Consider the following 24,657-nt stretch of genomic DNA (forward strand, 5'->3'; position numbering starts at 1 on the left):
AATCCCGATTGAACTCTCACCTTGAACCTAACCGGTTACATACCTTCTTTTATACATCAAGGTAATTTGACCCGCTATGTATTCTGGGCTATATTGGCTGCCATCCTTAATCCACCACATAATAATCCCGAGTAGTGATGCTGCAATAATATCAACGGAGACTACTTCTTTAGCGGGATCTAAGTTTCTCGCGGTTCTCCGTTTTTCGATAGTATTCCTTAACAGATTGGTCAAATGGTTTTTGAAGCCTTTGTGCTCAACCAATACAGCAAAAACTTTCCGATATTCATAAAAATAATTTAAAAATGTAACCAACTGCTCCAATTCGTTGTTGCTCTTCATTTGTAATAGCGGTTCAACCTTCATGGACAGGTCATCAAAGATTTCATGTACGATCTGGCGCAATAAATCGTTAATATCCTCATAATGCAAATAAAACGTTGCACGATTCAGTTCGGCACGGTTGGCGATTTTTTGGACGGTTAATTGAGAAATCTCCACATTGTCGGCCAATAATGAAAAAACAGCGTTCTTGAGCATCTTTTTTGAGCGGATGGCTCGTGGGTCAACTCTTTTATGTTCAGTCATTTCATCCCTCTATTATCGTTTATATGGCACTTCATCAACTAATTTACCCAATCTGTCGATTAGTCGACATTTTCAATAAAATTGCAAATAGGAATACTGTTTAAATGCTGATATGATTTATTTTATTGACACTCTGTCTAAAAAGCAATGAAGAGAGGACTGCACAGTGCAAGAAGACACTAAGAAAATAAATAAAGGGATCTTACTAACCATCCTAATCTTTGGTTGTTTCTTATCTACACTCAATCAGACACTTTTAAATGTGGCCTTAAGTAATCTAATGGATGTATTTGATGTCACGGCAACAACCGTACAATGGATTTCAACAGGATTTATGCTGATCAACGGGATATTGATTCCGATTACGGCCTACTTAATGAAACGCTTTACAACACGGCAATTATTTATAAGTGCCATGTCATTTTTGTTAGTTGGTTCGATCATTTGCGCAGCAGCACCGAGCTTTAGTCTACTCTTAATCGGTCGGATGATCCAAGCTGCTGGTGCTGGCATTATAATGCCGCTCATGATGAGCGTGGTGCTTGCGATCTTCCCCGTTGAGAAACGTGGCAGTGCTATAGGACTGCTTGGATTGGCAATGATATTTGCTCCTGCTATTGGACCGACGCTCGCGGGATTCGTTGTCGAATATCACTCTTGGCGCTGGTTATTTATCGGCCTCATCCCACTTGTCATCCTTGTTATAGCGTTGGCGTTCAAATATTTAGTGAATGTATCCGAGACGTCTAAGTCGAAGCTTGATGTGGTAAGTGTTCTTTTATCAACGGTCGGATTTGGCTTAATATTGTACGGCTTCAGTAGTGCAGGCAGTAAAGGCTGGGACGATGTAATAGTGATCCTTACCTTAGGGATTGGGATCGCTGTAACGGCCGTATTCTGTCTTCGACAAATCAAGTCTGATGACCCACTGCTAAACCTGTCTGTCTTCAAAAATAAAGTCTTTACGATAACGTCTCTTATTAACGTATTAATTACCATGATGATGTACGCAGATATGATTCTATTGCCTATTTATCTGCAGAATGGCCGTGGTTTTACAGCATTTGATGCAGGTTTACTCTTATTGCCGGGGGCGCTCGTAAATGCGTTCATGTCACCCGTCACCGGTAAATTATATGACCGTTTCGGTGCTAAGCCGCTGTTCATGATTGGTTTACTCTTTATTATTCCATCTATGTGGGCGGTAACCGATCTATCTGAATCTACAACGTATATGTACCTAATGATTCGTACCATTGGTCTGCGAATTGGATTAAGCTTTATTACTATGCCACTCAATACGGCTGGACTAAATGCACTGCCCAAACAACTCGGCACGCATGGTACAGCAGTGAACAATACCGTTCGCCAAATTGCCGGAGCCATCGGTACTGCTGTAGTAATTACGATCTATACTGTGCAGGCAACAAGTCATGCGGCCACAGTGATGCAGGGCAATCCCTCTACTACTCCTGAGGTCCTTAAATCCCTTGCATCGATTTTAGGAGCTAGTGACGCCTATTACTTTATGATGATTTTATCCGTCGCCGCGTTTGTTATAACATTATTTATGCCGATGAAAAGCAAGATCACAATTGAAAAGAAAGCAAACCTAGTTAGCAAGGAATAACCTCATAAAGTGGAACGTCAAAAGGACAGCGATCAGCTGTCCTTTTACGTTATCCTCTTAGCTATTCTCAGCTCTCCAGCTTACTCTTTTTTATATTTTTCTTTCAGTATGCTGGAGCCTATTCCTCCGCCAACCATTAAAATCAAAGAACCAAAGTTCCAAAAGAAAGACCCGCCACTCAATGAAATCTCTAGCGCCGTTACTTTGTTCAGAAAGAGGACACAGAGTTTAATCACTAACAGCATAATGCCTGCTATTACGAAGACATCAAATAGAAACTTTAATTTCGGGTGAGCCAATTTCCTGCTTTCTTTTATCACCTTTTTGGTCAACTCCTCATCACTCCTTAGTAACTCATCGATAGTTACCCCAAAAAGATCGCTTATTTTAATAATGATTTCAATGCTTGGGTAGTTTTGACCATTCTCCCATTTCGAAACCGACTGTCGGCTTACAAACAGCTTCTCGGCCAGTTCTTCTTGTGACCAATCTTTTTTATTTCTTTCCGTTTTTAACTTCTCCCCAAAAATCATGGCAGCAACGACCTTTCTACAATTCATAAGCCTATATTGGATTAATCGCATGCAGAAGTAAAGAAAGCTTTAGTTGCAGCCCCGCAACCCTAAGTTGCGATCAACACTAGACTTACCCCCACTTGATGTTAGCCTAATTCAAGCTTGATTACTTTTCCCCCTTTTGCTTCTAATCGAATACAAGATGAATAATAAAATAAACCATAATGGAGTACATAATAGAGCCGGGCGTGTCTCTCCAGCGAATAGCATGATGATCAGAATCCCAGCGAACAAGGTTAAGACAACATAATTAATAGCCGGCGTGAACGGTGCTTTGAATTTGGACTTCGCCTGTAAGTCTGGCCGGGTTTTCTTATACTTAATATGGCAGATGAGCACAATGCCCCACACCCATATAAAACAAATGGCGCTAATCGTTGTTACGATTCCAAAAGCCTGCGCCGGAATAAGTTTACTTAAAAGAGCCCCTACAGATATGACAATTGTAGAAATGAATAACGAGTTGCCTGGTACATGGTTTTTATTTAGTTTACCCAAATGAGGTGACGCCTGGTCGTTTCTACTCAAATTATAGAGAATTCGGCTTGTCGAGAACATCCCACTATTACAAGCGGAAGCGGCTGAAGTTAATACGACAAAATTAATAATCCCTGCGGCAATTGGAATCCCTACTAAAGTAAAGGTTTTTACAAAAGGACTCTCTGCCGGACTTAGCTCCGTCCAAGGGTTAATGCATAGCAAGACGAAAAGCGCACCAACATAGAAGAATAGAATCCGTAAAGGAATTTTATTAATCGCCGACGGGATATTTTTCTCCGGATCCGCTGTTTCCGCTGCCGACACCCCCACCAATTCCACACCGACATAAGCAAATACAACCATTTGAAAAGAAAATAAGAAGCCTGATATGCCGTTCGGAAAAAATCCCCCATGCTCCCATAGGTTTCGTACCGTCACCGATCCTGCATCCGTCTTAAAGCCTATGATCAGTAAAATGACTCCAAGGCCTATTAAGGCGAGAATCGTGATTACTTTTATTAAAGCAAACCAAAATTCGAGTTCGCCAAAGCTCTTTACAGTTAATAGATTAAGTCCTAATAACACGACCAGACAGGCGATGGCAGGAACCCACTGCGGGATATCAAACCAATACTGTACATATACGCCAACAGCGATGACATCAGCCATAGCCGTCATGATCCAGCAAAACCAATAAGTCCAACCGGTAATGAATGCGACCCGTGATCCAAGGTAGTCTTCAGCAATATCCGTAAACGATTGATAGCCCGCCTTAGATAATAGGAGTTCTCCCAGTGCTCTCATCACAAAAAACACAGCAATACCCACGATTAAATACGTGATCATGATGGATGGGCCTGCCTTCTCTATCGCCTTGCCTGATCCCAAGAATAATCCTGTACCGATGGTGCCGCCAATAGCGATAAGTTGAACATGCCGATTGGCCAGCTCTCTCTTTAATTCTGGTTGTGCCATACCTAGTTCCCCCTTGTGAGTACAATAAATTGGAATAAAAAAGAGAGATTGGATGTCATCCAATCTCCCAGATCGTAAGAATATCAAATAATATTTGCCCTACTGATGGCGATCAGCATGACAAATACATATTCAGTACTCTTCTGTCCTTTTGCCTGAGATTGTGAACCCTTCGGCGCCGCGGAATTTCCGCAGTCTCTCCAGAAGCTGCTCCTGCTAAAGTGTAATCCTTAGCCATCATAGCTCGTGAATTATGAAGTTGATAAAGCGGTAACGCAGTAAAGCTGTTCTGATATTCTAACATATTACTTGCGATGTGAGTGTTAATCAGTGATAAAAGTCTCTTTGTATTTTATGGGAAGGGCTTCTCATACCTTCTTCCTCCACAAGAATTTAAAGTAAGCTTCATGAACATACTACTTTCTGAAAAGCAAAAAACTAAAGGAGTATGCTGATGAAAGCCGCTGTAGTAAAGAAATTCAAAGAAAAGTTAGAGATACAAGAAGTACCTAAACCAAAACCCGGACACAAAGAAATCCTTGTCCACATTCAGGCATGCGGAGTGTGTCATACTGATTTGCATGCTGCTCATGGCGATTGGCCTGTCAAACCAAAGCTCCCTCTTATTCCCGGACATGAAGGCGTTGGGATTATTGAAGAAATAGGTGAAGGAGTTACTCACTTAAAGGTAGGAGACCGAGTAGGAATTCCGTGGCTGTACTCAGCCTGCGGTCATTGTGAGTATTGTCTTACAGGAAGAGAGACTCTTTGTCTGGATCAGCAAAATTCTGGATATTCCGTAGATGGCGGATATGCAGAATATTGTGTGGCAGCTGCCGATTATGTAGTGAAAGTTCCTGATAATCTAAGCTTCATTGAAGCCGCACCTTTATTTTGCGCTGGCGTTACGACCTATAAAGCTTTGAAAGTATCGGGTGTAAAGCCAGGTGAGTGGGTAGCCATTTTCGGCGTCGGAGGCTTGGGTCATCTTGGGGTACAATATGCAAAAGTGATGGGAATGAACGTAGTGGCCATCGACACGTCGGATGAAAAGATGGAGCTTGCCAAACAACTTGGCGCAGACAAAACTGTAAATGCATTAAAAGAAGATGCCGCAGACTGGATTCAAAAAGAAATCGGCGGAGTGCATGGTGTCGTTTGTACAGCAGTTGCGAAAAAAGCATTCGACCAAGCCTACCGTGCCATTCGTCGCGGCGGTACCTGCGTCATGGTTGGGCTGCCTCCTGAATCCATGGATGTTCCCATCTTTGATACGGTATTAAATGGTACAAAGGTAGTCGGTTCGATTGTCGGCACTCGCAAAGATTTGCAAGAAACATTACAATTCGCTGCGGAAGGAAAAATCAAAACCATTATTGAGACACGTAAATTAGAAGAGATTAATGAGATCTACGATCTTATGTTAGACGGCAAAATCAATGGTCGAATCGTCCTTGACATGACGAAATGATCAAGAGCTTTACCGCTTGATTTCGTCTAAACACGGTAATCGATTAACTATGCAATGTATGCTAACATAATATTTATTACAAGCCACAAAATTTGAGGTGATCGGAATGTTAGAACGTTCCATGGAGAATGTAATGGAATCCGTGAAAGGAAGGAGTGATGTGTAAAGTAAATATGAAAAAAGGATGATGACAATGAATAAATACCAAACTATAAATAGCGATGGATTTGAACTGAACTATAGTGTAAAAGGAACTGGGAAACCTATTTTGGTGATAGGCAGCAGTGTTTATTATCCTCAACTATTCTCAGAAGATTTATATGATACATTCCAGTTTATTTTCCTTGATCATAGAGGATTTTTGAAGCCGCCCCGAGCTCTGCAACCTGAAGATTATAGATTGGACAAAGTATTAGATGATATAGAGACGGCAAGGCAGGATCTTAACTTAACAAATTTCATCTTATTAGGGCATTCAGGACATGCTTTCATGGCTTTGGAATATGCTAAAAAATATCCCTACCATGTCCAAAAAGTTGCCTTATTGAATTCAGCACCTACAAATAGCGAGGAAAGACAGCGTCAAAGTTTTGCATTTTTTAATGAGACAGCAAGTCCGGAGAGAAAAAGACAGTTCGAGATGGATATTGCTTTGTTAGAAAGTGACATTCAGAAAGATCCTGAACGACGATTCGTTCACATGTGTATTCGGATGGGAGCCCAAAGCTTTTATGACTATACATTTAACGCAGCATACATGTGGGAAGATGTATATACGAATATGCCAATTATCGATCATCTGTGGGGAGAAGCATTCGCAGAATTGAATCTTATACAATCACTCGCTAACTTCAACAAACCAGTATTTATCGGTTTAGGCAGGTATGACTATTTGGTAGCGCCTGTTTCACTTTGGAATTTTGTTGATGAAACCTATAAGCACGTCAAAAAAGTGATCTTTGAGCATAGTGGTCACAATCCGATGTTTGAAGAACCTCAAACCTTTGACAAAGAGCTAAGCAAGTGGATTCTTGAGGGCAATTGAGGCTTTCCTTTGTATAACGAAAAACACTAAGTTAATTCTTAGTGTTTTTTTATTGAAGGCGCCCTACCGGACGCCCAATGATTTATACATATTTACCTATTTGTAACTGGATATTCGATATTTCATAACCTACTATTTTCTATTTCTTGAGATTGCTTAGGCTCCTCCTCGTTGCTAAACCCTAAAGACAACGTGCACGGTCCTCGTCCTTACGAACCGACATGCCCAATCGCCGTCACAAAGAGGAAGAGAAATATAGCCATTGATGTGTTAATTACTTCGAAAAGCATAAGCGGCTTAGACATTTTAGTCGGTGATTTTGGAAAAATACCAGCTAAGTCGATAATGTACACGATAAAGTATAAAACAGCGATGATTTGTGTCATGAATATGGCATGTGGATGTGATATCAACAAGAGATAGCACACGATAAACGACGTAATTCCAAGCAAGATAAGAAACAGATTAAACCCCCAAAATACACCTCCTTTTAATTTTGAGAAATCTCTATTCTCAATCGGCCCTCCCGGAACCAATATCGCCAATAATGTTACATTTAAAAACACTAGTAAACTTGCCATGATCATAATATCCTGCATCGTTATCTCTTCCTCTCATTTGTTAGTGTCTCAAGATTAACAGGAAGGAAAAAACATGTATTGTAAAAAATCAGCATCTATGATCAGGTGTTCATCACTTCTGACCATGCCATACATAACGAAGGGTTAATTCATGTGGCAGTTTCTCTAGCTCTTTGACGGTTTTGCCTGCAAATTTTTTGGATGTTTTGATGAGGTGAGACTGATCGTAGTAACGATGCTGCATATTCTTCCTCAATCCTTCATCCTCAACATGTTTTCTGAACTTCACAATATCTCCATAGGCCTTTGGGGTCAGTCCGATCTGTTTTTTGAAGAAACGCTCCAACGTACTTACTGAAATACTAAAAAATTTTGCCATACTTACAATGTTCAAGTTTTCATATTCTCGTTCTACATAAGTAAGCATTTTCTCTATGCGGCCAGTATCCTTCTTATTCAACACCATTTTATGCAGCAAATAATGATTGATTGCTGTGATATGTTGCTCCACATCTTTAAATCTCATCATCATTCGGTACAGTTCATCTAGATCAGGGTCCACATCGATGGCTTGTACGATTCGCTCTGCCAATTCGAGGCTGGGCACATGAAACAATTGTATAAACCCTAATGGAGTTAATGAAATCCCGATTTGATACAGCTGTTGTCCATATCGAACATATTTCGCGCTTTTCATTTGACCAATCACAACCGTATTGGGGATCACCATTTCCTGATCTTCTCCCACCAGTCTATAAGCAGACCCATAATTGAAAATGATATTGATATACCCCAGCGGCATAATAATATCTTCTCTATTGTCATCAGCGAGAAAGTCGAAGTCTACGACCCAAATATAGTCCACTATCTTATGTAAGGCATTTATAGGTTCAAAGATTCGAATCATCGTATGCATCTCCTTCTAAAAGACTGGTGAATTTCTTTTGTCCACGTTTCCACTAATACCTTTAGCACCTTAAACATCAGGTTCCATCTGTGCTCACTTCGCTGTCGAGTCTTTCTTCCAATCGCCGTTGGCCCCGAACTTCTCAATTATATCCCCTATATTGATATGTCTCGATAAACCCCGCCATTTATTTTCTAGTTTATTGTAGAAAAGAAGAGGGGCTGCGCATCCCCTCTTCCTACTAAAATCAATATGCCAATTCGCTTTAGGTTCAATTGTTCAACAAATATCGAGAGTGACAAGCCCCAATTAATGAAATCGCTTGCAAAATTAAATATTTAGAATATAATACTTGTATACAAGTATACTAGATTAATTAAGAGGTGAATTTATGACCGAATCAAATGGATTTCTATATCCCTCCAAATGGCTTTCAAAAGCCTCTGCTGGTGATCGTGTATCCTGCGAGCTTAGAATGCGTATTATTTCCGGCGAGATTGAAAGCGGCACCATATTATCGGAAAATAAATTAGCTGCAGATTTTGCTGTAAGCCGCTCACCGATCCGTGAAGCGTTAAAAATACTAGCATCCGAAAATATCATCCGTTTAGAAAGAATGGGTGCCGTTGTTATTGGTTTATCAGAAAAAGAAATAGAAGAGATTTATGATGTCCGTTTACTCATAGAATCGTTTGTATTTGAACGGATTGTAAAGATAGACACTAATGAATTAATAAAGGAACTTAGTAAAATACTAGAAATGATGAAGGTCGCAATCAAATATAGTGATGCTGATGAATTTTCATATCAAGATGTCTTGTTCCATGAAACGATTATTCGTGCAGTTAATCATTCATACATCCTGATGATCTGGAATAATTTAAAACCCGTTATGGAAAGCTTCATTCTTTTGTCGATGCGTAAGCGTTTCAAAGAAAAATATGAAGACTTTACACGGATTATAAAAAATCATGAGCTTTATATTGAAGCGATCCAAACAAAAGATAGAGACCTCATGAGTAAGTCCTTACATGACAATTTTGATGATGTTCAAGGAAAAGTAGAAGACCTATGGATATCGCAACGAATGCTCTCGAAAGGAGTAGTGCAGCAAAATGACTAACTATATGTTAGGTATAGATATCGGAACCACAAGTACGAAAGCAGTTTTATTTAGTGAAAAAGGCGAAGTCATCCAACAAGAAAATATGGGGTACCCGCTTTATACACCGGATATGTCGACAGCTGAACAAGACCCAGAAGAGATTTTCCAGGCAGTCCTACAAGCCATTTCGAATATAATGAAACATCATTCACACAAAAAGCTATCGTTTGTTTCATTTAGCAGTGCCATGCATAGTGTCATTGCTATGGATGAAAATGACCAGCCGCTGACGCCTTGTATCACTTGGGCAGATAACCGAAGTGAAGCATGGGCACATAAAATAAAAGATGAGTTGAATGGCCATGAAGTCTATAAACGCACGGGAACACCGATTCATCCCATGTCACCATTAACTAAAATAGCTTGGATTGTGAATGACCTTCCCGAAATCGCTTCCAAGGTTAAAATATATATAGGAATTAAAGAATATATTTTCAAAAAGTTCTTTGGTCACTATGTTGTTGATCATTCCCTGGCTTCAGCCATGGGCATGATGAATCTCAAAACACTAGATTGGGATGAAGAAGCATTACAAATTGCTGGTATAACACCTGCTCAATTATCTGAACTCGTTCCAACAACCAAAATATTTACCAACTGTGATTCAGATTTGGCAAAACAGATGGGTATCGATCCACAAACATCATTTGTCATTGGTGCCAGTGACGGAGTCCTTTCTAATCTAGGTGTAAATGCGATAAGAAAAGGCGAAATTGCCGTCACAATTGGGACAAGCGGTGCCATTCGAACCATTATTGACAAGCCGCAAACAGACGAAAAGGGAAGAATATTCTGTTATGCCTTAACGGAAAAGCACTGGGTCATTGGCGGGCCGGTAAACAATGGTGGGATGGTCCTTCGCTGGATCCGTGATGAACTTGCCTCATCAGAAGTAGAAACAGCAAAAAGACTAGGAATTGATCCTTATGATGTATTAACTAAGATTGCTGAACGTGTAAGACCAGGATCAGATGGATTGTTATTCCATCCATACCTCGCTGGTGAACGTGCGCCATTATGGAATCCAGACGTACGTGGCTCATTCTTCGGTTTAACGATGTCACATAAGAAGGAACATATGATTCGCGCAGCCCTAGAAGGAGTCATTTACAATTTATACACCGTATTCTTAGCATTAACCGAATGCATGGACGGTCCTGTGACCCGAATTCAAGCTACCGGAGGCTTCGCAAGATCAGATGTTTGGCGGCAAATGATGTCCGATATATTCGATTCTGAAGTAATCGTTCCAGAAAGCTACGAAAGTTCTTGTCTAGGTGCTTGTATTTTAGGCTTATATGCCACCGGAAAGATCGAATCATTTGAAGTCGTTTCTGAAATGGTTGGCAGTACCTACAAACACACACCAAACGAAGAAGCAACGAAAGAATATAGGAAATTACTGCCGATCTTCATTAACATATCTAGAGTATTAGAAGATGATTATACACGGATTGCCAATTATCAAAGAAGCTTAATCAAACACTAACAAGATAAATATCAGGGGGAAATTACGATGCCATTAGTTATTGTAACAATTGGAATTTTAGCATTATTAGTTTTAATAATGGGTTTCAAATTAAACACCTTTGTTTCATTAATCATTGTATCGTTCGGTGTCGCTTTAGCACTTGGAATGCCCTTGAATGAAATTGTCAAAACCATCGAAGCCGGATTAGGCGGAACACTTGGTCACTTAGCGTTAATCTTTGGTCTTGGAGCGATGTTAGGTAAGTTGATCGCTGATTCAGGTGGCGCTCAAAGAATTGCCATGACTCTCGTTCATAAATTTGGTGAAAAAAATATTCAATGGGCGGTCGTAGCTGCTTCATTCATTATCGGTGTGGCGTTATTTTTCGAAGTAGGATTAGTGTTATTAATTCCAATTGTATTCGCCATTTCAAGACAATTGAAGGTTTCTATTCTTTATCTCGGTATTCCGATGGCTGCAGCTTTATCCGTAACACACGGGTTCTTACCTCCTCACCCAGGACCTACAGTTATTGCAGGTGAGTATGGCGCGGACATTGGTGAGGTTTTACTTTACGGTTTCATTATTGCAATTCCAACAGTTATTTTGGCTGGACCTATATTTACTAAGCTTGCCAAAAAACTCGTACCTGCATCATTTACGAAAACGGGTAATATTGCCTCTTTAGGTGAACAAAAAGAATTTAAATTAGAAGATACTCCTGGATTTGGTATCAGTGTATTTACTGCAATGCTTCCTGTTATTTTAATGTCTATTGCAACGATTATTACTTTACTTCAAAAAACAATCGGATTTGAAGATAATGGTTTACTAGCCGCTATCCGTTTTATTGGTGATGCATCAACTTCCATGTTAATTTCCTTACTGGTTGCTGTCTATACTATGGGATTAGCAAGAAAAATTCCAATCAAAACTGTAATGCAATCTTGTTCAACTGCTATTACTCATATTGGGATGATGCTCTTAATCATTGGGGGCGGCGGAGCCTTCAAACAAGTATTGATTAATGGCGGCGTGGGTGACTATGTAGCCGAACTATTCCAAGGAACTTCATTATCACCCATCTTGCTTGCCTGGATCATCGCTGCAATCTTACGTATTTCCTTAGGTTCTGCTACTGTTGCATCTTTAACAACTGCTGGTTTAGTTATTCCGATGTTAGGACAATCTGACGTAAATCTTGCTTTAGTCGTGCTTGCAACGGGAGCGGGTAGTTTAATAGCTTCCCATGTTAACGATGCTGGTTTCTGGATGTTCAAAGAGTATTTTGGTCTAAGCATGAAAGAAACATTTGCAACATGGACATTGCTTGAGACAATCGTTTCTGTAGCTGGATTAGGATTTATTCTATTACTAAGTTTATTCGTATAACAACAATATTTGTGGGCAGTAACCCCCCACTTATTCTCTTAGAATCTCCTGAGTCAATAAGTGAGGGTTTTTTCTACCTATTAATTAGAAGGAGCAGGAAAAAATGTTCAATACAATTGGTGTCATTGGGTTAGGGGTAATGGGCAGTAATATCGCTTTAAACATGGCTAGTAAAGGTGAGCAAGTGGGTGTTTATAATTACACGAGGGACTTAACCGATAATCTTGTTGCCACAACGGAAGGTCAATTAATCCATCCCTACTACAAAATTCAAGACTTTGTTCACTCCTTAGAAACGCCAAGAAAAATCTTCCTTATGGTCACAGCGGGCAAACCGATCGATTCGGTGATCAGTGCATTAGTACCTTTTCTTGAAGCAGGCGATGTGATCATGGACGGTGGTAACTCCCATTACGAAGATACTGAACGTAGATATGATGAATTGAAGTCTAAAGGAATCGGTTATTTAGGAATCGGTATTTCCGGAGGCGAAGTTGGAGCTTTAAAAGGACCTTCGATCATGCCTGGTGGAGATAAAGCCGTATATGAAAAAGTAGCTCCTATTCTAACAAAAATAGCAGCCCAAGTGGACGACGACCCTTGCTGTGTTTATATTGGTCCGAAAGGTTCCGGTCACTTTGTGAAAATGGTCCATAACGGAATCGAGTATGCAGATATGCAATTAATTGCAGAAGCCTATACATTTTTAAGAAAAAGGTTAGGTTTATCTGTTAACGAAATTGCTGACATCTTTGAAACATGGAATCAAGGTGAACTGAACAGTTATTTAATCCAAATCACCGCAGAGATTTTACGGAAAAAGGATGAAATAACAGGCTTACCGCTGATCGATGTGATTCTTGATAAAACAGGGCAAAAAGGCACAGGTAAATGGACGAGCATTCAAGCAATAGATACCGGGATCCCATCATCCATTATTACAGAGTCATTGTTTGCCCGTTACATCTCCTCTTTAAAAGAGGAACGGGTTTATGCAGACATTATCCTATCCGGCCCAGAGATGGATCAGCGGAGTTTAGATAAAGATTTGTGGATTGAGTACGTTAGACAAGCATTATATATGGGCAAAATTTGTGCCTACGCACAAGGATTCACACAATATAAAATGACTTCTGAACTTTACGGATGGGATTTACCTTTAAAGGATATTGCCCTCATTTTCCGTGGTGGATGTATCATTCGTGCAGAATTCTTAAACGTCATAAGCGAAACCTATCAAGCACAGCCAAATCTCGCTAATCTATTAATCGCCCCCTATTTTGCTGAAAAGGTTAAAGAATATCAAATAGGATTGCGAAAAGTTGCCTGTGAGGGTATTAATTCTGGTATTTCGTTTCCATGTTTAAGTGCTTCACTTACTTATTACGATAGTTACCGGACAGGCATTTCAAATGCTAACCTTTTGCAAGCACAACGGGATTATTTTGGAGCCCATACTTATGAACGAAGTGATTTAACAGGATTCTTTCACACAAACTGGTAGTGATCGATAGTGTTAGTAAAAGGTTCATTATCTCTTTATGATACCCGTACTATTTCGTAAATCAGCTTCCCTTATTTTCGACATAACTCTTCTTGGGAATCAGTAGATGTCTTCATCCGGGTTCTACAGGGCAGTACTTTCCTCGAAGAGTTTGGAATCAAATGAGGCATCCTCCTGATTCATTTAGTGTACCTTCAAAAAGACTAGCTAGTAACATTTACAATTTTCAACATAAAGCAAACACTCCGTTAACATTGCTGGGTTAAAGTAGAGTCAACAAGCAATTGAATATCTGATAGCAATGGGCTTAATTGCAGAGAATGCCCGTGATTCCCCTTCTCCATTCTTGATGGAACCATAAGGGGAGTCACGGGCTTTGTTGCGTTTATTTCAGCTTAAAGGAGGCATAAGATGAGACGAATACCATGGCAACCCTATTTGTATTTATCCCCCGTGTTAGTGCTTTACGCGATATTTTTTGTTTTCCCGTTTTTTTTCTCCCTCTATATCAGCTTTATGGAGTGGGATCTGCTGCTGGATAAGAAACAGTTTGTCGGCTTGAGCAACTATAATGAGGTGCTTGGTAAGCCGTTGTTCTGGAAGGTGATCGGCAATACGCTGCTGTACATGGCGTTAACGGTGCCGCTGTCCGCAGCGCTCGGATTGGTATACGCGCTGGCTATTGAGCGGGCGGGCAAGCTGAGGTCCTTGTACCGGGTATTATTTTTTGTTCCGGTGGTTGTCAGCGTCTCGGTGGCGGGTCTAGTGTTCTCGCTCATGTTCTCGCCTCAGAACGGGTTGATCAACGAATGGCTTGGCCTATTCGGAATCGGTGAGAAGGCATGGCTTCAGGACACGCAGCTGGCAATATACGCGCTGGCTATTGTAGGGGTGTGGATGTCCTTTGGCTACAACGTCATCTTGTACATTTCCGGCTTGAAGCAATTGGATAACGAGGTGAAGGAAGCGGCGGCGATTGATGGAGCTAGCGGCTGGCAGTCCTTCCGCCATATGACGTTCCCGATGCTTATGCCGGTGCATATGTTCGTCTGGACGATCACACTACTTCATTCCTTGCAGGTGTTCGCCACAGTTCAAATTATGACGCTCGGGGGTCCCAACAATTCGACGAACGTCTGGGCTTTCTTCATATGGCAGGAGGCGTTCCAATTTTTTAACACGGGTACGGCCAGCGCGGCGGCGACGATCTTGTTTGTCATTGTGCTGGGATTGACCGTTATTCAGGTGCGCTGGATGCAGAAGCGCACACAATGGGTATAGGGGGGATTGACAACTTGAAGTTACGAAATCATCTGTTGTTGAATGTATTTCTGCTGTTATCCGTACTGGTGGTGCTGGTGCCGTTCATCTGGATGCTGACGGTATCCTTGTCCCCAAGCTCCGATCCTTTCCGGCGCGTGGCGTTTCTCATTCCGACAAGCTTTAGTCTTGAGGGTTACCTGCAAGTGTTCCAGCAGGCGCCGTTAGCCCACTGGTTTATGAACAGCGTGCTGTTGACGAGCGTATTGACGGCGGGTCAGTTGATGCTCGGCGTATTGGCCGCGTACGCCTTCGCCAGATACCGATTCAGAGGACGCGAAACCTTATTTTTCTTCGTCTTGTGCACGATGATGATTCCCCCGCAGGCTATTATGCTGCCGGTATATTTGGTCGTCAACTCATTTGATTGGGTCAATTCATATAAGGGGGTGATCATACCTCATATCGCAAGCGCGTACGCGATTTTTGTACTCCGCCAATTCTTTATGGCTATTCCACGAGAACTCGAGGAGGCTTCGAGAGTGGACGGCTGCCATTCCGTCCAAACCTTGTATCACATTTATTTAAGGGCCTCGGTGCCTACCTTGTTTGGTGTTGGACTCATTCAATTTGTTAACAACTGGAATGATTATTATTGGCCTTTTCTCATTTTGAACGATGAAATGAAAATGACGCTGACGGTGGCTATCGTCCAATTCCGTAACGACAGCTATATCGAATGGGTGCCGACGATGGCGGCTGCCACTTTGTCTGTGCTGCCTGTTATCGGAATATACGTACTGGCGCAGCGCTACTTTACAGAAAGTTCATTGCAAAGCGGGATTAAATAAGAACTTCAGGAGGAATAGAAATGAAAAAACGTATCGGCTTGAATGTAATGATGGTAGTAGCGTTAATGTGGATTTTGGTTGGCTGCGGACAAGGGAACGCCGATTCTGGGAACAATGCTGCGCCTTCGGCTTCGCCGGCAGGAACAGAAGCCTCTTCTAATAAAGAGGACAAGACGGAGAAAGCGGTAGAGATCAAATTTATGCATGTATTTGGTGGAACGCAGGGCGAGGCGATTAAAGAAATGGTGGATCGTTATAACGCTTCCCAGAACAAGGTCATTGTAAAGGCCGAGCAGACGCAGGGCTTCTATGACGGACTGCTGGAGAAGCTTCAAACGCTGGCGGTGTCCAAGCAGCTTCCAGAGGTCGCGATTGGCAGCTACGCAAACGGGGAGTTTATGTCCACCCGGATGCCAATCCGCCCGATGCATACCTTTATTAACAAGGAAGGGTATTCGACCGAAGACTACACGGCTCAAATGCTTAAGCTAGGACAAGACGCAGATGGCAAACAGCAGTCTCTGCCGTTTCTCGTCAGTACGCCTTTGATTTATGTCAACCTGGATCACTTTGAGAAAGCGGGCATTCCGGTTGTGGAGCAGCCTGAAAGCTGGGAGCAAGTACGCGGCTGGGCGAAGCAGCTTGCGGCGGTAGCGCCAGACCGCGGCGGAGTCTACTTCCAGATGGACTTTGATACATGGATGTTCCAGACACTTCTTGAAAGCAAAGGCGGAAGCTACGCATCCGTTAAGGATAAGGATGTTCAGTTCAATGACGAGACCGGCAAAGAAGTTCTTCGTTACTGGCTGGATATGATGCAAAAGGATAAGTCGATTCCAATGATGAACGGCACGCAAGCGGCGGAAGCTTTCCAAAGCGGCGACCTATCCATGCTGGTAGCTACTACGGGCAATTTAGCGAATTTGTCGAAGAACTCTTCCTTCAAACTGGGCATTATGCTGCTTCCAACTTGGGAGGGTGAACAAACGCCTCGCCGCTTGCCTGCTGGCGGAGCGGGACTGTATGTGTTCCAAGGCAGCGAAGAGAAGGAAGCCGCGGCATGGGACTTCGTGAAGTACGCGACTTCGCCGGAAAGCTCGTCTCTGCTGGCGCAGAAGATGGGGTATATGACCGTGCGCAATAGCGCTCGCGAAGAGCTGATGGCCGATTACTTGAAGGAAAACCCGAAGGCGGCCGCTACTTATAAGCAAGCGCAAGATATTGTGCCATGGTTCAACTGGCCGGGCGATGCGGGCACACGCGCGACGCGGACCTTGCTTGATCATATTCAGGGCTCTTTCTCCGGCGACATGACTGGCGATGAAGCGCTCGATAAGGCCGCCGCCGAAATCAAAAAGGTACTGGGGTGGTAACAGGTGAAGCGTTCAGCTGCGATTGGTTGGGCGCTGCCTCTTCTAACAGGCTTGTCGATGCTGGTTACTGGAATGATGGAGTCCATGAAAGGTTTTTTGCCGGACTTCTTTCTGAACGAATACCAGTTTGACGCGCAAACTAGCGGGCTAATCTTTGCGTTTAGCTCCGCTGGATTGCTGGGGGCCAATGTGCTTGCCGGCCGTGTAACGGCATTGTGGGGATGGCAGAGAGCCTTTAGTATACATCAAGTGATCTTTGCAGCAGGCATGGCCCTATTGGCACTGCTGTCCGCTTCTTCTGCAGCAGCATGGTGCGGACTGTTCCTTATGACGGGTTATGCCAACGGAATCGTCGGTATGGTGTGCAACGTAGCGCTGCCGCTCGCTTCACCGGAGCGAGCGGGACAATTGCTGGGACGGCTACATTTTATGATGGGCTGCGGCTTTATGATTGGACCGCTTGCGCTTGAGTTGACCGTAAGCGGGAAGTCCACTGCGCAGGCTGCTGTGACTTGGCCGCTGATCCTGTTCGCTTTTGCCGTATTCGGCGCGCTGCTCGCCTTTGCCGGGAGTAGGCTTGCCTGGCCAAGCGTGGGGAGCAAGCCCGGGAGGAACGAGCTCGCGGGGAAGACTAAGGGCGAGGCTCCGCCTGTGCAACGGATTAATAGCGGTTCCGTTCTGCCGCTTGCCTGCTTCGGACTTCTGTACTTTTGTTATGTTGGAGCGGAGGTTGGCCTTACGGTGTGGTATCGCCCCTTGCTCCTCCAACAATATGGCTTAGAGCCCTCCCTTGCAACGCTGCTGTACTCGGTCGCGTTTGCCGGCTTAACGGCGCTGCGGCTTGGTGTCAGCCGCAGCGTGAAGCGATGGGGCTACAGCGGCGTTCTCATCCGATGTGCGACGCTTGCTATCCTGTGCCTGATATGGGGAAGCTTTGTCCCGGGCGTGCTTGGCGCTTTCGGATACGCGGTGTTTTTAATAGCGATTGCGATGATTTTTCCTACCATGACTGCGCTGGCTGTTCATTATTGGGGAGAGCTTGCAGCTTCGCGCATGGGCTTGTTTTTTGCTTGCGGCTTCGCGGGAGGAGCTTGCTCCACCTGGCTTATTGGTGCGCTGCAGCAGTCCGCCTCGTTCAGCCACGCCATTATGGTGGTAACGGGTTTGTTTCTTTTATTTACAGCGGCATTGTTCGGGGTGCTGCGTATTCAATCTATCGATAGGAGAGTGGCCAATGAAATTACATCATCTGTTTAGCCCTTTTACGGTTATTGCGGCGGTCAAGACAGAGCTGGATATGGCGAGAGCCGAGCGCATGGGCGTGAGTAATGTGTTTCTGGTTCGATCATCGTTGAGCGAATTAAAGGTGTACAGCAAGCAAGCGGAAAAAAGCGGCATGCGCTTATTCGTCTATTTCGATATGATCCGCGGATTGTCACAGGATAAGGAAGCCGTTCAATTTCTGCTGAATGAGGTCGCCGTCTGTGGAATTGTGAGCAACAAGGCTCATGTGGTCAAAGAAGCGAAGAGACTCGGCGTATTCGGCATATTAACGATGTTCCTACTCGATAGCTATTCACTTGAGCTAAGCGACAAGGTGATTAACGGTTTGCAGCCGGACGCCATTAACATCGCTCCAGGCAACTTGCCGAAGAACGTCCGCGAGCTGTCCGAGCAATACGATGTGCCCATTATCGCGAGCGGACTCATTACGTTGCCTGAGGAAGTCGGGAAGCTATATGAAGCTGGCGCTTGTGCGGTGTCGACCAGCCAATCAGAGCTCTGGTCGATTGAATGGAAGATGCTGGAGCAGGAACACCATGCCCCATAACGATGATACCATTACATTGCTGTACACCAGCGATATGCATGGGCATTGGACGCGCGCTGACGGTCAGTCGGACGGGTCGCTCGCTTGCGCCGCCCAATATGCCGCGAACATTAGGAATTCACATAAGCATGTATGGATGATCGACAATGGCGACTTGCTGCAAGGCACGCCGCTTGCGAGTCATGTCGCTCAGAATGAAGGAGAATGCGGAGCGGAGATGGTTGGTAATCTGCTTCGGGCAAGCGGAGTGGATATGGCGGTGCCCGGCAATCATGATTTTGACTACGGCATTCCTTATTTGAAGGGTGTCATCGCGTCATCCTCCTGCGTGTGGTTGGCCGCCAATGTTCGCCATCGTTCGGGGAAAAGGCTGGCGGAGTCTTGTCATATCGCGGAATTCGGAGCTAGGCGGATCGCTTTCATCGGCGTTACGACGCGGGTTCCGGCATGGCAATACCCGGATCGGCTGGAGGGCTGGGAGTGGCATGACGAAGTATTGACGGTCAAGGCAATCGTAGATCATATTCGTTCCAACGTTGATGCTATCGTTGTATGCTATCACGGCGGAGTGGAGCGGGAAGGCGCGCCGGATCAAGAGAATGCCGCGCTTCGCATGGCGCGCGAAGTGGAAGGAATCGATGTGCTGCTGACGGGCCATCAGCATGACCGCTTTGTTCGGCGGGAGGGGAAGACGCTGATGCTGCAGCCTGGCTCACACGGTACCGACATAGGGGAAGTTACACTTACATTTTTGACTGGGGAAGATTCGAAAGAGATGGTGTCGGAAGGACGGATTACGGATATAACCGGGCAAGAGGAGTCTGCGGAGGTAGTGGCAGAAGTGCTAAAGGTCCGCGACAGAGCAGAAGCGGGGCTTGGCAAGGTGTTATGTCTGTGCGATTCGCGCTTCCAGCTCCATGATTGGCACGACTTGACGTGCAGCGAGCATCCCATTGTGGAGTGGATGCACCGGGTGCAGTTGAAGGAGAGCCGCGCGCAGCTGTCTGCTGTAGCCTATGCGGGCGAGAAGCAGTTGAAGCTTTCATCGGGACAATTGACGCGAGGGGACATCCAGCGGATATTTCCGTATATGGATTCTCTCAGCGTGTTTGAAATAAAGGGCGCGGAGCTGCTCTCTGCTCTGGAAGTCAGCGCCTCCTGGTATGATGACAAATCGCAGGAGCCGCACGCCGATTGGCTTAAGCCACAGCTTCTGCTGTACCAGTTCATCATGTTTGAAGGCGTTCGGTACACGATCGATTTGTCGCGGCCCATTGGATCGCGTCTTCGTGCATGTCACTATCAGGGACAAGCGGTATGGCATGCCGATTCCTTTACGATTGTGATGACCGACTACTTGGCCGGGCAGGCTTCCCGGTATCCCATGCTTCGTAGAATGAAGAGGCTGTACGGGATTGAGGAGCCGCTTGCTCGGCTGTTGGAGAGTAACGCCGGCTCACAGTGCATGCTGCGGATCGATTATACGTCAAACTGGGAGATTATAGGGGGGAATGTGGATGTCGATTCACTTAACGAGGAAGAAGCCCAAGGCGGCGGCCTTTGATATGGATGGGACGCTGCTGCGTTCAGACGGAACCTTGTCGGCGCGCACCGAGCTAGCGCTTCGAGCATACAGCGCTAGCGGCGGCATCATCATCATAGCGACTGGAAGACCACCGCGGCTGGTGCTCCCGTTATTTCCGCAATTGGCGGTAGCGGACTATTTCATCTATAACAATGGAGCAGTTGTGGTCAATACCGGGGGTGACTGGCGTGTAGAGCGGCCCATCTCTAACGATACAGCGTATCGGTTCCATCGGCATGTACTGAACCATCATGCGGATGGCATTTGTATATGGGAGGTGGCCGACCGCTGGCATGCCAACCGTCCGCTCTACGAGGAGGAAAAAGCATATTTCCTAGGGCCCGCTGATCAATTGGACCCCATTATTTTATCGGAACAGTCCATTCGGGAGCTGCAGCCGTCCAAGATGCTTCTGCCTCGCGTTTATGATATGGATAATTTGTCCGAAACCTTCCAAAACGAGCTGAATGTATACAGGCTGTCCAGCGCACCTTGTGTGGAGATGGCTCCAAGAACGATCAGCAAGGCGTCCGGCGTTGAAGGAATCGCGCTTAGGCATGGATTATCCAGCGGGGAGATCGGATCGTTCGGCGATGACTATAACGACATGGCGATGTTCCGATATTGCGGTCATTCGGTTGCTATGCACAACGCCATTCCTGAGCTGGCTTCCATTGCGACGGATACTACGGCGAGCAACGACGAGGATGGCGTCGCGATGAAGCTGGAACAGTGGCTGCAGGATAGCGAAGGGTAAGCAAGATAAGTTCAGTTTAAGTTGATCCTGCGGTACGGTCCAATATAGGTAAATGTTACGTCTCATGATGATATAACGACGGTTAACGAAAAAACGAAGGCAAATGAAAAGATGCGCGAAGCCCTTGCGTGCGCTCGAAGCGGGGCAAATTCGTCACGGTACAATATGACCCCGCCATGGACCAAACAAAGGGGTCGGTTAAAGGAGACGCTTCAATAAAGACCGCCTCCATCTTCCTTGTCGCTATTGTTTCCATCTTTATTTTCTATGCCAATACGATCTTTATTAAACGCCGTAGCAAAGAAATTGGGCTATTCCAATTAATAGGGATGATTTGGGATTGTTCATATGCACAAACGAAGACGGCCGAAGTCACCTATTCGGTGTTACCGCCGCCTTCGTTATTTTCATTAATCAGAGACGTGGCAGGGTACACCAGTCCATCCACATCAACCTTTACTGCTCCACTGTTTTGAAATAGCGATTGATCTTGTTCAATTTCTCCTTATGTTCCCCCTTTGGACTCTCCATATTACCAAACTCAAAGAACTTCACCTTTTTGATCCCTAACAAAATTAAGCAGTGCTTTGCCCCTTAAGAAGTCCCTCTGGTAACATTTTGCCCGTTTCCTTGTACGCAACACCGAAAAAAAAACATCTGATCTATATATCCCATCAGCATAGCCGGTGGACGTCCCCACCAAATCGGATATACAAAGACAATTATATCAGCCCAAATCAGCTGTTCCCTGTTCCTAGCAAAGTCCGGGTCACTATGCATATCTCTTCTACGTTTCTGTTTATAAAACACTAGGATCGGATTAAAGCCCACGTCATATAAATCCTGTACCTTAAGTATTCTCCTGGCTATCGCGAATGACTTCCTCTAAAATGCATAACTTGAATTTAGTTTTAAAAAGATAATTGTATTATGATAATCATTTTGCTATCGTTTCATATAGAGGTGATTTTATGGACAAGAATTTCACGGCTACTTCATCAAGTAACCAGTGAGATAACCAAAGATACGAAATCCGAAGCGATACACCTCTTCAACATTAAAATCCTTGAATACATTGCAGTCAGTCAACCTGTAACCACCAGTGAAATCAGAGTGAACGTATGCTGATGTCCATGCCCAACACGAGCCGTGAACTGAGAAAATTAAGCGAGAAGCAACTATGTGAGAAGATTAATACTTTATACTTATTTTGTAGATATTTTATGTTTTCTTATAATCAGACATGAGGTGAACGATTGTGATAAAAATCCCAAAGAATAAATCTTTAAAAACATCATTAATTCTAATGCTGTTTATGTTAATCACATCTTTGATCACCGTAAGTTTATTTACTTTGTATTTGAATGCCTCTAACTCTATTAAGCAAACGCTAACCGTGACCGGAATAGACAACGCTGAAAGAATAGCTTCTGCAATTGATCCCGATGTCTATCAATCTTTTCTTGATCATCCCGAGGTGAATGACTCATACAAGCAGATTCAGATTCAATTAAATGACTTTAGGGAAAAAATAGGAGCTCGTTACGTATATACATTGGCACTGAATGATGACACCATTCAAGTTATGATAGAGGGAGCACCTAGTATTGCAGAAGCCAGTCCCATTGGAGAAGAAGAGAGTATTAGCCATGAAATTGTGTCCCCAGTACTACTAGGTAAGACTAGCAGTACTAAAATTGTAGAAGATCCGAAATATGGTGAGATGATGTCGGTCTTTGCACCCATTAAAGATGACGATGGGCAGGTTATGGGAATTCTTGCGATTGATATAGACGCTAATGCTGTCAAATCCGTTACGAGGGATGTTATTTCACAATCTTTTCCAATCATTATAAGTATTTTTATCTTGCTTAATATTATTATTCTCATCATCGTCTATTATTTTCTGGGAAGGAAACTTAATCCCCTTACTAATTTGACGAAAGTATCCAATGCTGTCGCTATGGGTGATCTTGTAGTGGCTAAGACATTAATTCAAAATAATAGAATTAATTCGTCAGATGAGATAGGCCAACTCTACAAGTCATTTACTGGAATGACTGTATCTTTAAGCGATATGATAATAAAGATACATGAAGTATCTTCAACGTTAAATCAACAAAGTACAAATTTAAATATCATTTCTGATGAAGTAAATGAGGGAACAAGCCAGGTATCTATAACAATGGATGAAATGGCATCTGGTGCAGAATCACAAGCCAACTTAGCATCTAACCTTTCAGAAGATATCAATGAGCTTACGGATATTATTATGGCTACAAATAAACAAGGCCACGAGATCAAACAGTCTACGGATGTAGTCTTAAATAATACCCAAATGGGAATTCAATTATTGAACTCCTTTATCGTGAAGATGGAAGAAATACATAGCATTGTCTCCCAATCAGTAATCGAAGTGCAAACTTTAGAATCCCAAAATAGCGAAGTGGAGACACTTGTTACATTGATACGTAGTATTTCCGAACAAACCAACTTACTAGCCTTAAATGCCGCAATAGAAGCAGCAAGAGCAGGTGAACACGGAAGAGGGTTTGCCGTTGTTGCGAGTGAAGTCAGAAAACTATCAGAACAAGTGTCTGACTCAGTAAATGGGATAACTAGTATTGTGAGTAATATTCATAACAGTTCGGATAATATGGTAAAAGTCCTTAACGTAGGCTTAGAGTTAGTTGATGAAGGACGAGTTAATATACTTAAGACAGAAGATGCCTTCCAAGATATATCGCAGGTTATATCCAATATGTATGAGTTAGTTAACTCCATGGCAACACATTTAGTACTAATGTCCAATAAAGAAGGCCAGTTTAAAGTTTCATTCGAGGAAGTCGCTACTATATCTGAAGAAAATGCTGCGGGGATAGAGGAAGTATCGGCATCGGCACAGCAGATTAGCGCCTCCTCTGATGTAATGAAGCACTTAGTCTCTGATTTATCTGATGCTTCGCAAAAACTAAAAGAGATGATTAGTACGTATAAAGTTTAAGAAAACTCTATGAAGATTGATCGCATAAATATAGCCGCACAGCTTATAGGATTCTCATCCAAAGTTGTGCGGCTACTGTTTTGTATTTTTGAATTAGCTTTTATAACAGGATTTCTATTCATTCGTCACAAAGTTCCTTTAATCTTTCTACCAATCTCCCTCTCAAATTGATGAGCCACTCAGGTTCATTATCCCATTAATTTGGAATATCA

General features: G+C 43.6%; 20 protein-coding genes, 3 pseudogenes and 1 riboswitch. Of the genes and pseudogenes, 17 read left to right on the forward strand and 6 right to left on the reverse strand.

Annotation, left to right across the window (positions count from 1 at the left end):
* Window positions 1-27 precede the first annotated feature (27 nt).
* Window positions 28-588 (reverse strand): TetR/AcrR family transcriptional regulator, encoded by a 561-nt coding sequence (locus UQ64_RS25795; protein ID WP_060626226.1) that lies wholly within the window; start codon window positions 586-588, stop codon window positions 28-30.
* Window positions 589-754: 166 nt separating this feature from the next.
* On the opposite strand from UQ64_RS25795, the gene UQ64_RS25800 reads away from it, so the two are divergent.
* On the forward strand, window positions 755-2,218 hold the full coding sequence (locus tag UQ64_RS25800) for a DHA2 family efflux MFS transporter permease subunit (RefSeq protein ID WP_060626227.1): 1,464 nt from the start codon (window positions 755-757) through the stop codon (window positions 2,216-2,218).
* Window positions 2,219-2,298: 80 nt separating this feature from the next.
* Here the strand turns inward: UQ64_RS25800 and UQ64_RS25805 are convergent, their stop codons facing one another.
* Both UQ64_RS25805 and UQ64_RS25810 read right to left on the reverse strand, forming a co-directional pair.
* On the reverse strand, window positions 2,299-2,751 hold the full coding sequence (locus UQ64_RS25805; RefSeq protein WP_060626228.1) for a helix-turn-helix domain-containing protein: 453 nt from the start codon (window positions 2,749-2,751) through the stop codon (window positions 2,299-2,301).
* A gap of 138 nt (window positions 2,752-2,889) precedes the next feature.
* Window positions 2,890-4,248 carry an amino acid permease gene (locus UQ64_RS25810; protein WP_060626229.1) on the reverse strand — a complete coding sequence of 453 codons (1,359 nt, stop codon included), beginning with the start codon at window positions 4,246-4,248 and terminating at the stop codon, window positions 2,890-2,892.
* A 133-nt stretch (window positions 4,249-4,381) separates the two neighbouring features.
* Window positions 4,382-4,462, reverse strand: a riboswitch (glycine riboswitch).
* A 240-nt stretch (window positions 4,463-4,702) separates the two neighbouring features.
* On the opposite strand from UQ64_RS25810, the gene adhP reads away from it, so the two are divergent.
* A complete protein-coding gene (gene adhP / locus UQ64_RS25815; RefSeq protein ID WP_060626230.1) occupies window positions 4,703-5,719 on the forward strand; it encodes an alcohol dehydrogenase AdhP in 1,017 nt (338 codons plus the stop codon).
* A gap of 193 nt (window positions 5,720-5,912) precedes the next feature.
* Complete coding sequence (locus tag UQ64_RS25820; protein ID WP_060626231.1) at window positions 5,913-6,764, forward strand: alpha/beta hydrolase; 852 nt, start codon at window positions 5,913-5,915, stop codon at window positions 6,762-6,764.
* 209 nt (window positions 6,765-6,973) lie between these two features.
* Here the strand turns inward: UQ64_RS25820 and UQ64_RS25825 are convergent, their stop codons facing one another.
* Complete coding sequence (locus tag UQ64_RS25825; protein ID WP_156417673.1) at window positions 6,974-7,345, reverse strand: DUF8051 family protein; 372 nt, start codon at window positions 7,343-7,345, stop codon at window positions 6,974-6,976.
* A 112-nt stretch (window positions 7,346-7,457) separates the two neighbouring features.
* Window positions 7,458-8,252: a DUF6597 domain-containing transcriptional factor gene (locus UQ64_RS25830; RefSeq protein ID WP_060626233.1), complete on the reverse strand. Its 795-nt coding sequence runs from the start codon at window positions 8,250-8,252 to the stop codon at window positions 7,458-7,460.
* Between the two features lie 391 nt (window positions 8,253-8,643).
* Here UQ64_RS25830 and UQ64_RS25835 point away from each other — a divergent pair, with 391 nt between their 5' ends.
* From UQ64_RS25835 to UQ64_RS30420, 13 genes and pseudogenes are all read left to right on the forward strand, one after another.
* Entirely contained in the window at window positions 8,644-9,375 is a 732-nt protein-coding gene (locus UQ64_RS25835; RefSeq protein ID WP_060626234.1) for a GntR family transcriptional regulator, read from the forward strand.
* On the forward strand, window positions 9,368-10,906 hold the full coding sequence (gene gntK, locus UQ64_RS25840; protein WP_060626235.1) for a gluconokinase: 1,539 nt from the start codon (window positions 9,368-9,370) through the stop codon (window positions 10,904-10,906). The genes UQ64_RS25835 and gntK overlap by 8 nt, the downstream gene beginning before the upstream one ends.
* 27 nt (window positions 10,907-10,933) lie before the next feature.
* A complete protein-coding gene (locus tag UQ64_RS25845; protein WP_060626236.1) occupies window positions 10,934-12,280 on the forward strand; it encodes a GntP family permease in 1,347 nt (448 codons plus the stop codon).
* A 103-nt stretch (window positions 12,281-12,383) separates the two neighbouring features.
* Window positions 12,384-13,784 carry a decarboxylating NADP(+)-dependent phosphogluconate dehydrogenase gene (gene gnd, locus UQ64_RS25850; RefSeq protein ID WP_060626237.1) on the forward strand — a complete coding sequence of 467 codons (1,401 nt, stop codon included), beginning with the start codon at window positions 12,384-12,386 and terminating at the stop codon, window positions 13,782-13,784.
* Between the two features lie 411 nt (window positions 13,785-14,195).
* Complete coding sequence (locus UQ64_RS25855) at window positions 14,196-15,065, forward strand: carbohydrate ABC transporter permease (RefSeq protein ID WP_060626238.1); 870 nt, start codon at window positions 14,196-14,198, stop codon at window positions 15,063-15,065.
* 14 nt (window positions 15,066-15,079) lie between these two features.
* Window positions 15,080-15,895 carry a carbohydrate ABC transporter permease gene (locus UQ64_RS25860; protein ID WP_245238232.1) on the forward strand — a complete coding sequence of 272 codons (816 nt, stop codon included), beginning with the start codon at window positions 15,080-15,082 and terminating at the stop codon, window positions 15,893-15,895.
* 20 nt (window positions 15,896-15,915) lie between these two features.
* A complete protein-coding gene (locus tag UQ64_RS25865) occupies window positions 15,916-17,268 on the forward strand; it encodes an ABC transporter substrate-binding protein (RefSeq protein ID WP_060626240.1) in 1,353 nt (450 codons plus the stop codon).
* 3 nt (window positions 17,269-17,271) lie between these two features.
* Complete coding sequence (locus UQ64_RS25870) at window positions 17,272-18,525, forward strand: MFS transporter (protein WP_060626241.1); 1,254 nt, start codon at window positions 17,272-17,274, stop codon at window positions 18,523-18,525.
* The gene (locus tag UQ64_RS25875; protein WP_060626242.1) at window positions 18,503-19,099 is read left to right on the forward strand and encodes a glycerol-3-phosphate responsive antiterminator; all 597 of its coding nucleotides are present in this window, start codon (window positions 18,503-18,505) and stop codon (window positions 19,097-19,099) included. The genes UQ64_RS25870 and UQ64_RS25875 overlap by 23 nt, the downstream gene beginning before the upstream one ends.
* Before the next feature lie 34 nt (window positions 19,100-19,133).
* A pseudogene (locus UQ64_RS33010) lies at window positions 19,134-19,706 on the forward strand (bifunctional UDP-sugar hydrolase/5'-nucleotidase); the annotation flags it as partial.
* Between the two features lie 90 nt (window positions 19,707-19,796).
* Window positions 19,797-20,663, forward strand: a complete 867-nt coding sequence (locus UQ64_RS32410; RefSeq protein WP_245238237.1) for a 5'-nucleotidase C-terminal domain-containing protein — start codon at window positions 19,797-19,799, stop codon at window positions 20,661-20,663.
* Complete coding sequence (locus tag UQ64_RS25885) at window positions 20,617-21,441, forward strand: HAD family hydrolase (RefSeq protein WP_167348526.1); 825 nt, start codon at window positions 20,617-20,619, stop codon at window positions 21,439-21,441. The genes UQ64_RS32410 and UQ64_RS25885 overlap by 47 nt, the downstream gene beginning before the upstream one ends.
* Window positions 21,442-21,590: 149 nt before the next feature.
* Window positions 21,591-21,773, forward strand: a pseudogene (locus UQ64_RS30420) (hypothetical protein); the annotation flags it as partial.
* Between the two features lie 124 nt (window positions 21,774-21,897).
* Here the strand turns inward: UQ64_RS30420 and UQ64_RS33015 are convergent.
* Window positions 21,898-22,296: pseudogene (locus tag UQ64_RS33015) on the reverse strand (NAD(P)H-dependent oxidoreductase); the annotation flags it as partial.
* A gap of 403 nt (window positions 22,297-22,699) precedes the next feature.
* Between UQ64_RS33015 and UQ64_RS25895 the strand changes: the two are divergent.
* The gene (locus UQ64_RS25895; RefSeq protein WP_060626245.1) at window positions 22,700-24,445 is read left to right on the forward strand and encodes a methyl-accepting chemotaxis protein; all 1,746 of its coding nucleotides are present in this window, start codon (window positions 22,700-22,702) and stop codon (window positions 24,443-24,445) included.
* The last annotated feature ends 212 nt before the right edge of the window (window positions 24,446-24,657 follow it).

It is taken from the genome of Paenibacillus etheri, from assembly GCF_001012825.1.
Classification (GTDB): domain Bacteria; phylum Bacillota; class Bacilli; order Paenibacillales; family Paenibacillaceae; genus Paenibacillus_AQ; species Paenibacillus_AQ etheri.

Coding starts and splice junctions, on each gene's coding strand:
- UQ64_RS25795 (WP_060626226.1), bottom strand. CDS start 588: ATGACTGAACATAAAAGAGTTGACCCACGAGCCATCCGCTCAAAAAAG.
- UQ64_RS25805 (WP_060626228.1), bottom strand. CDS start 2,751: ATGATTTTTGGGGAGAAGTTAAAAACGGAAAGAAATAAAAAAGATTGG.
- UQ64_RS25810 (WP_060626229.1), bottom strand. CDS start 4,248: ATGGCACAACCAGAATTAAAGAGAGAGCTGGCCAATCGGCATGTTCAA.
- adhP (WP_060626230.1), top strand. CDS start 4,703: ATGAAAGCCGCTGTAGTAAAGAAATTCAAAGAAAAGTTAGAGATACAA.
- UQ64_RS25820 (WP_060626231.1), top strand. CDS start 5,913: ATGAATAAATACCAAACTATAAATAGCGATGGATTTGAACTGAACTAT.
- UQ64_RS25825 (WP_156417673.1), bottom strand. CDS start 7,345: ATGGCAAGTTTACTAGTGTTTTTAAATGTAACATTATTGGCGATATTG.
- UQ64_RS25830 (WP_060626233.1), bottom strand. CDS start 8,252: ATGATTCGAATCTTTGAACCTATAAATGCCTTACATAAGATAGTGGAC.
- UQ64_RS25835 (WP_060626234.1), top strand. CDS start 8,644: ATGACCGAATCAAATGGATTTCTATATCCCTCCAAATGGCTTTCAAAA.
- gntK (WP_060626235.1), top strand. CDS start 9,368: ATGACTAACTATATGTTAGGTATAGATATCGGAACCACAAGTACGAAA.
- UQ64_RS25845 (WP_060626236.1), top strand. CDS start 10,934: ATGCCATTAGTTATTGTAACAATTGGAATTTTAGCATTATTAGTTTTA.
- gnd (WP_060626237.1), top strand. CDS start 12,384: ATGTTCAATACAATTGGTGTCATTGGGTTAGGGGTAATGGGCAGTAAT.
- UQ64_RS25855 (WP_060626238.1), top strand. CDS start 14,196: ATGAGACGAATACCATGGCAACCCTATTTGTATTTATCCCCCGTGTTA.
- UQ64_RS25865 (WP_060626240.1), top strand. CDS start 15,916: ATGAAAAAACGTATCGGCTTGAATGTAATGATGGTAGTAGCGTTAATG.
- UQ64_RS25875 (WP_060626242.1), top strand. CDS start 18,503: ATGAAATTACATCATCTGTTTAGCCCTTTTACGGTTATTGCGGCGGTC.
- UQ64_RS32410 (WP_245238237.1), top strand. CDS start 19,797: ATGCTGCAGCCTGGCTCACACGGTACCGACATAGGGGAAGTTACACTT.
- UQ64_RS25885 (WP_167348526.1), top strand. CDS start 20,617: ATGTCGATTCACTTAACGAGGAAGAAGCCCAAGGCGGCGGCCTTTGAT.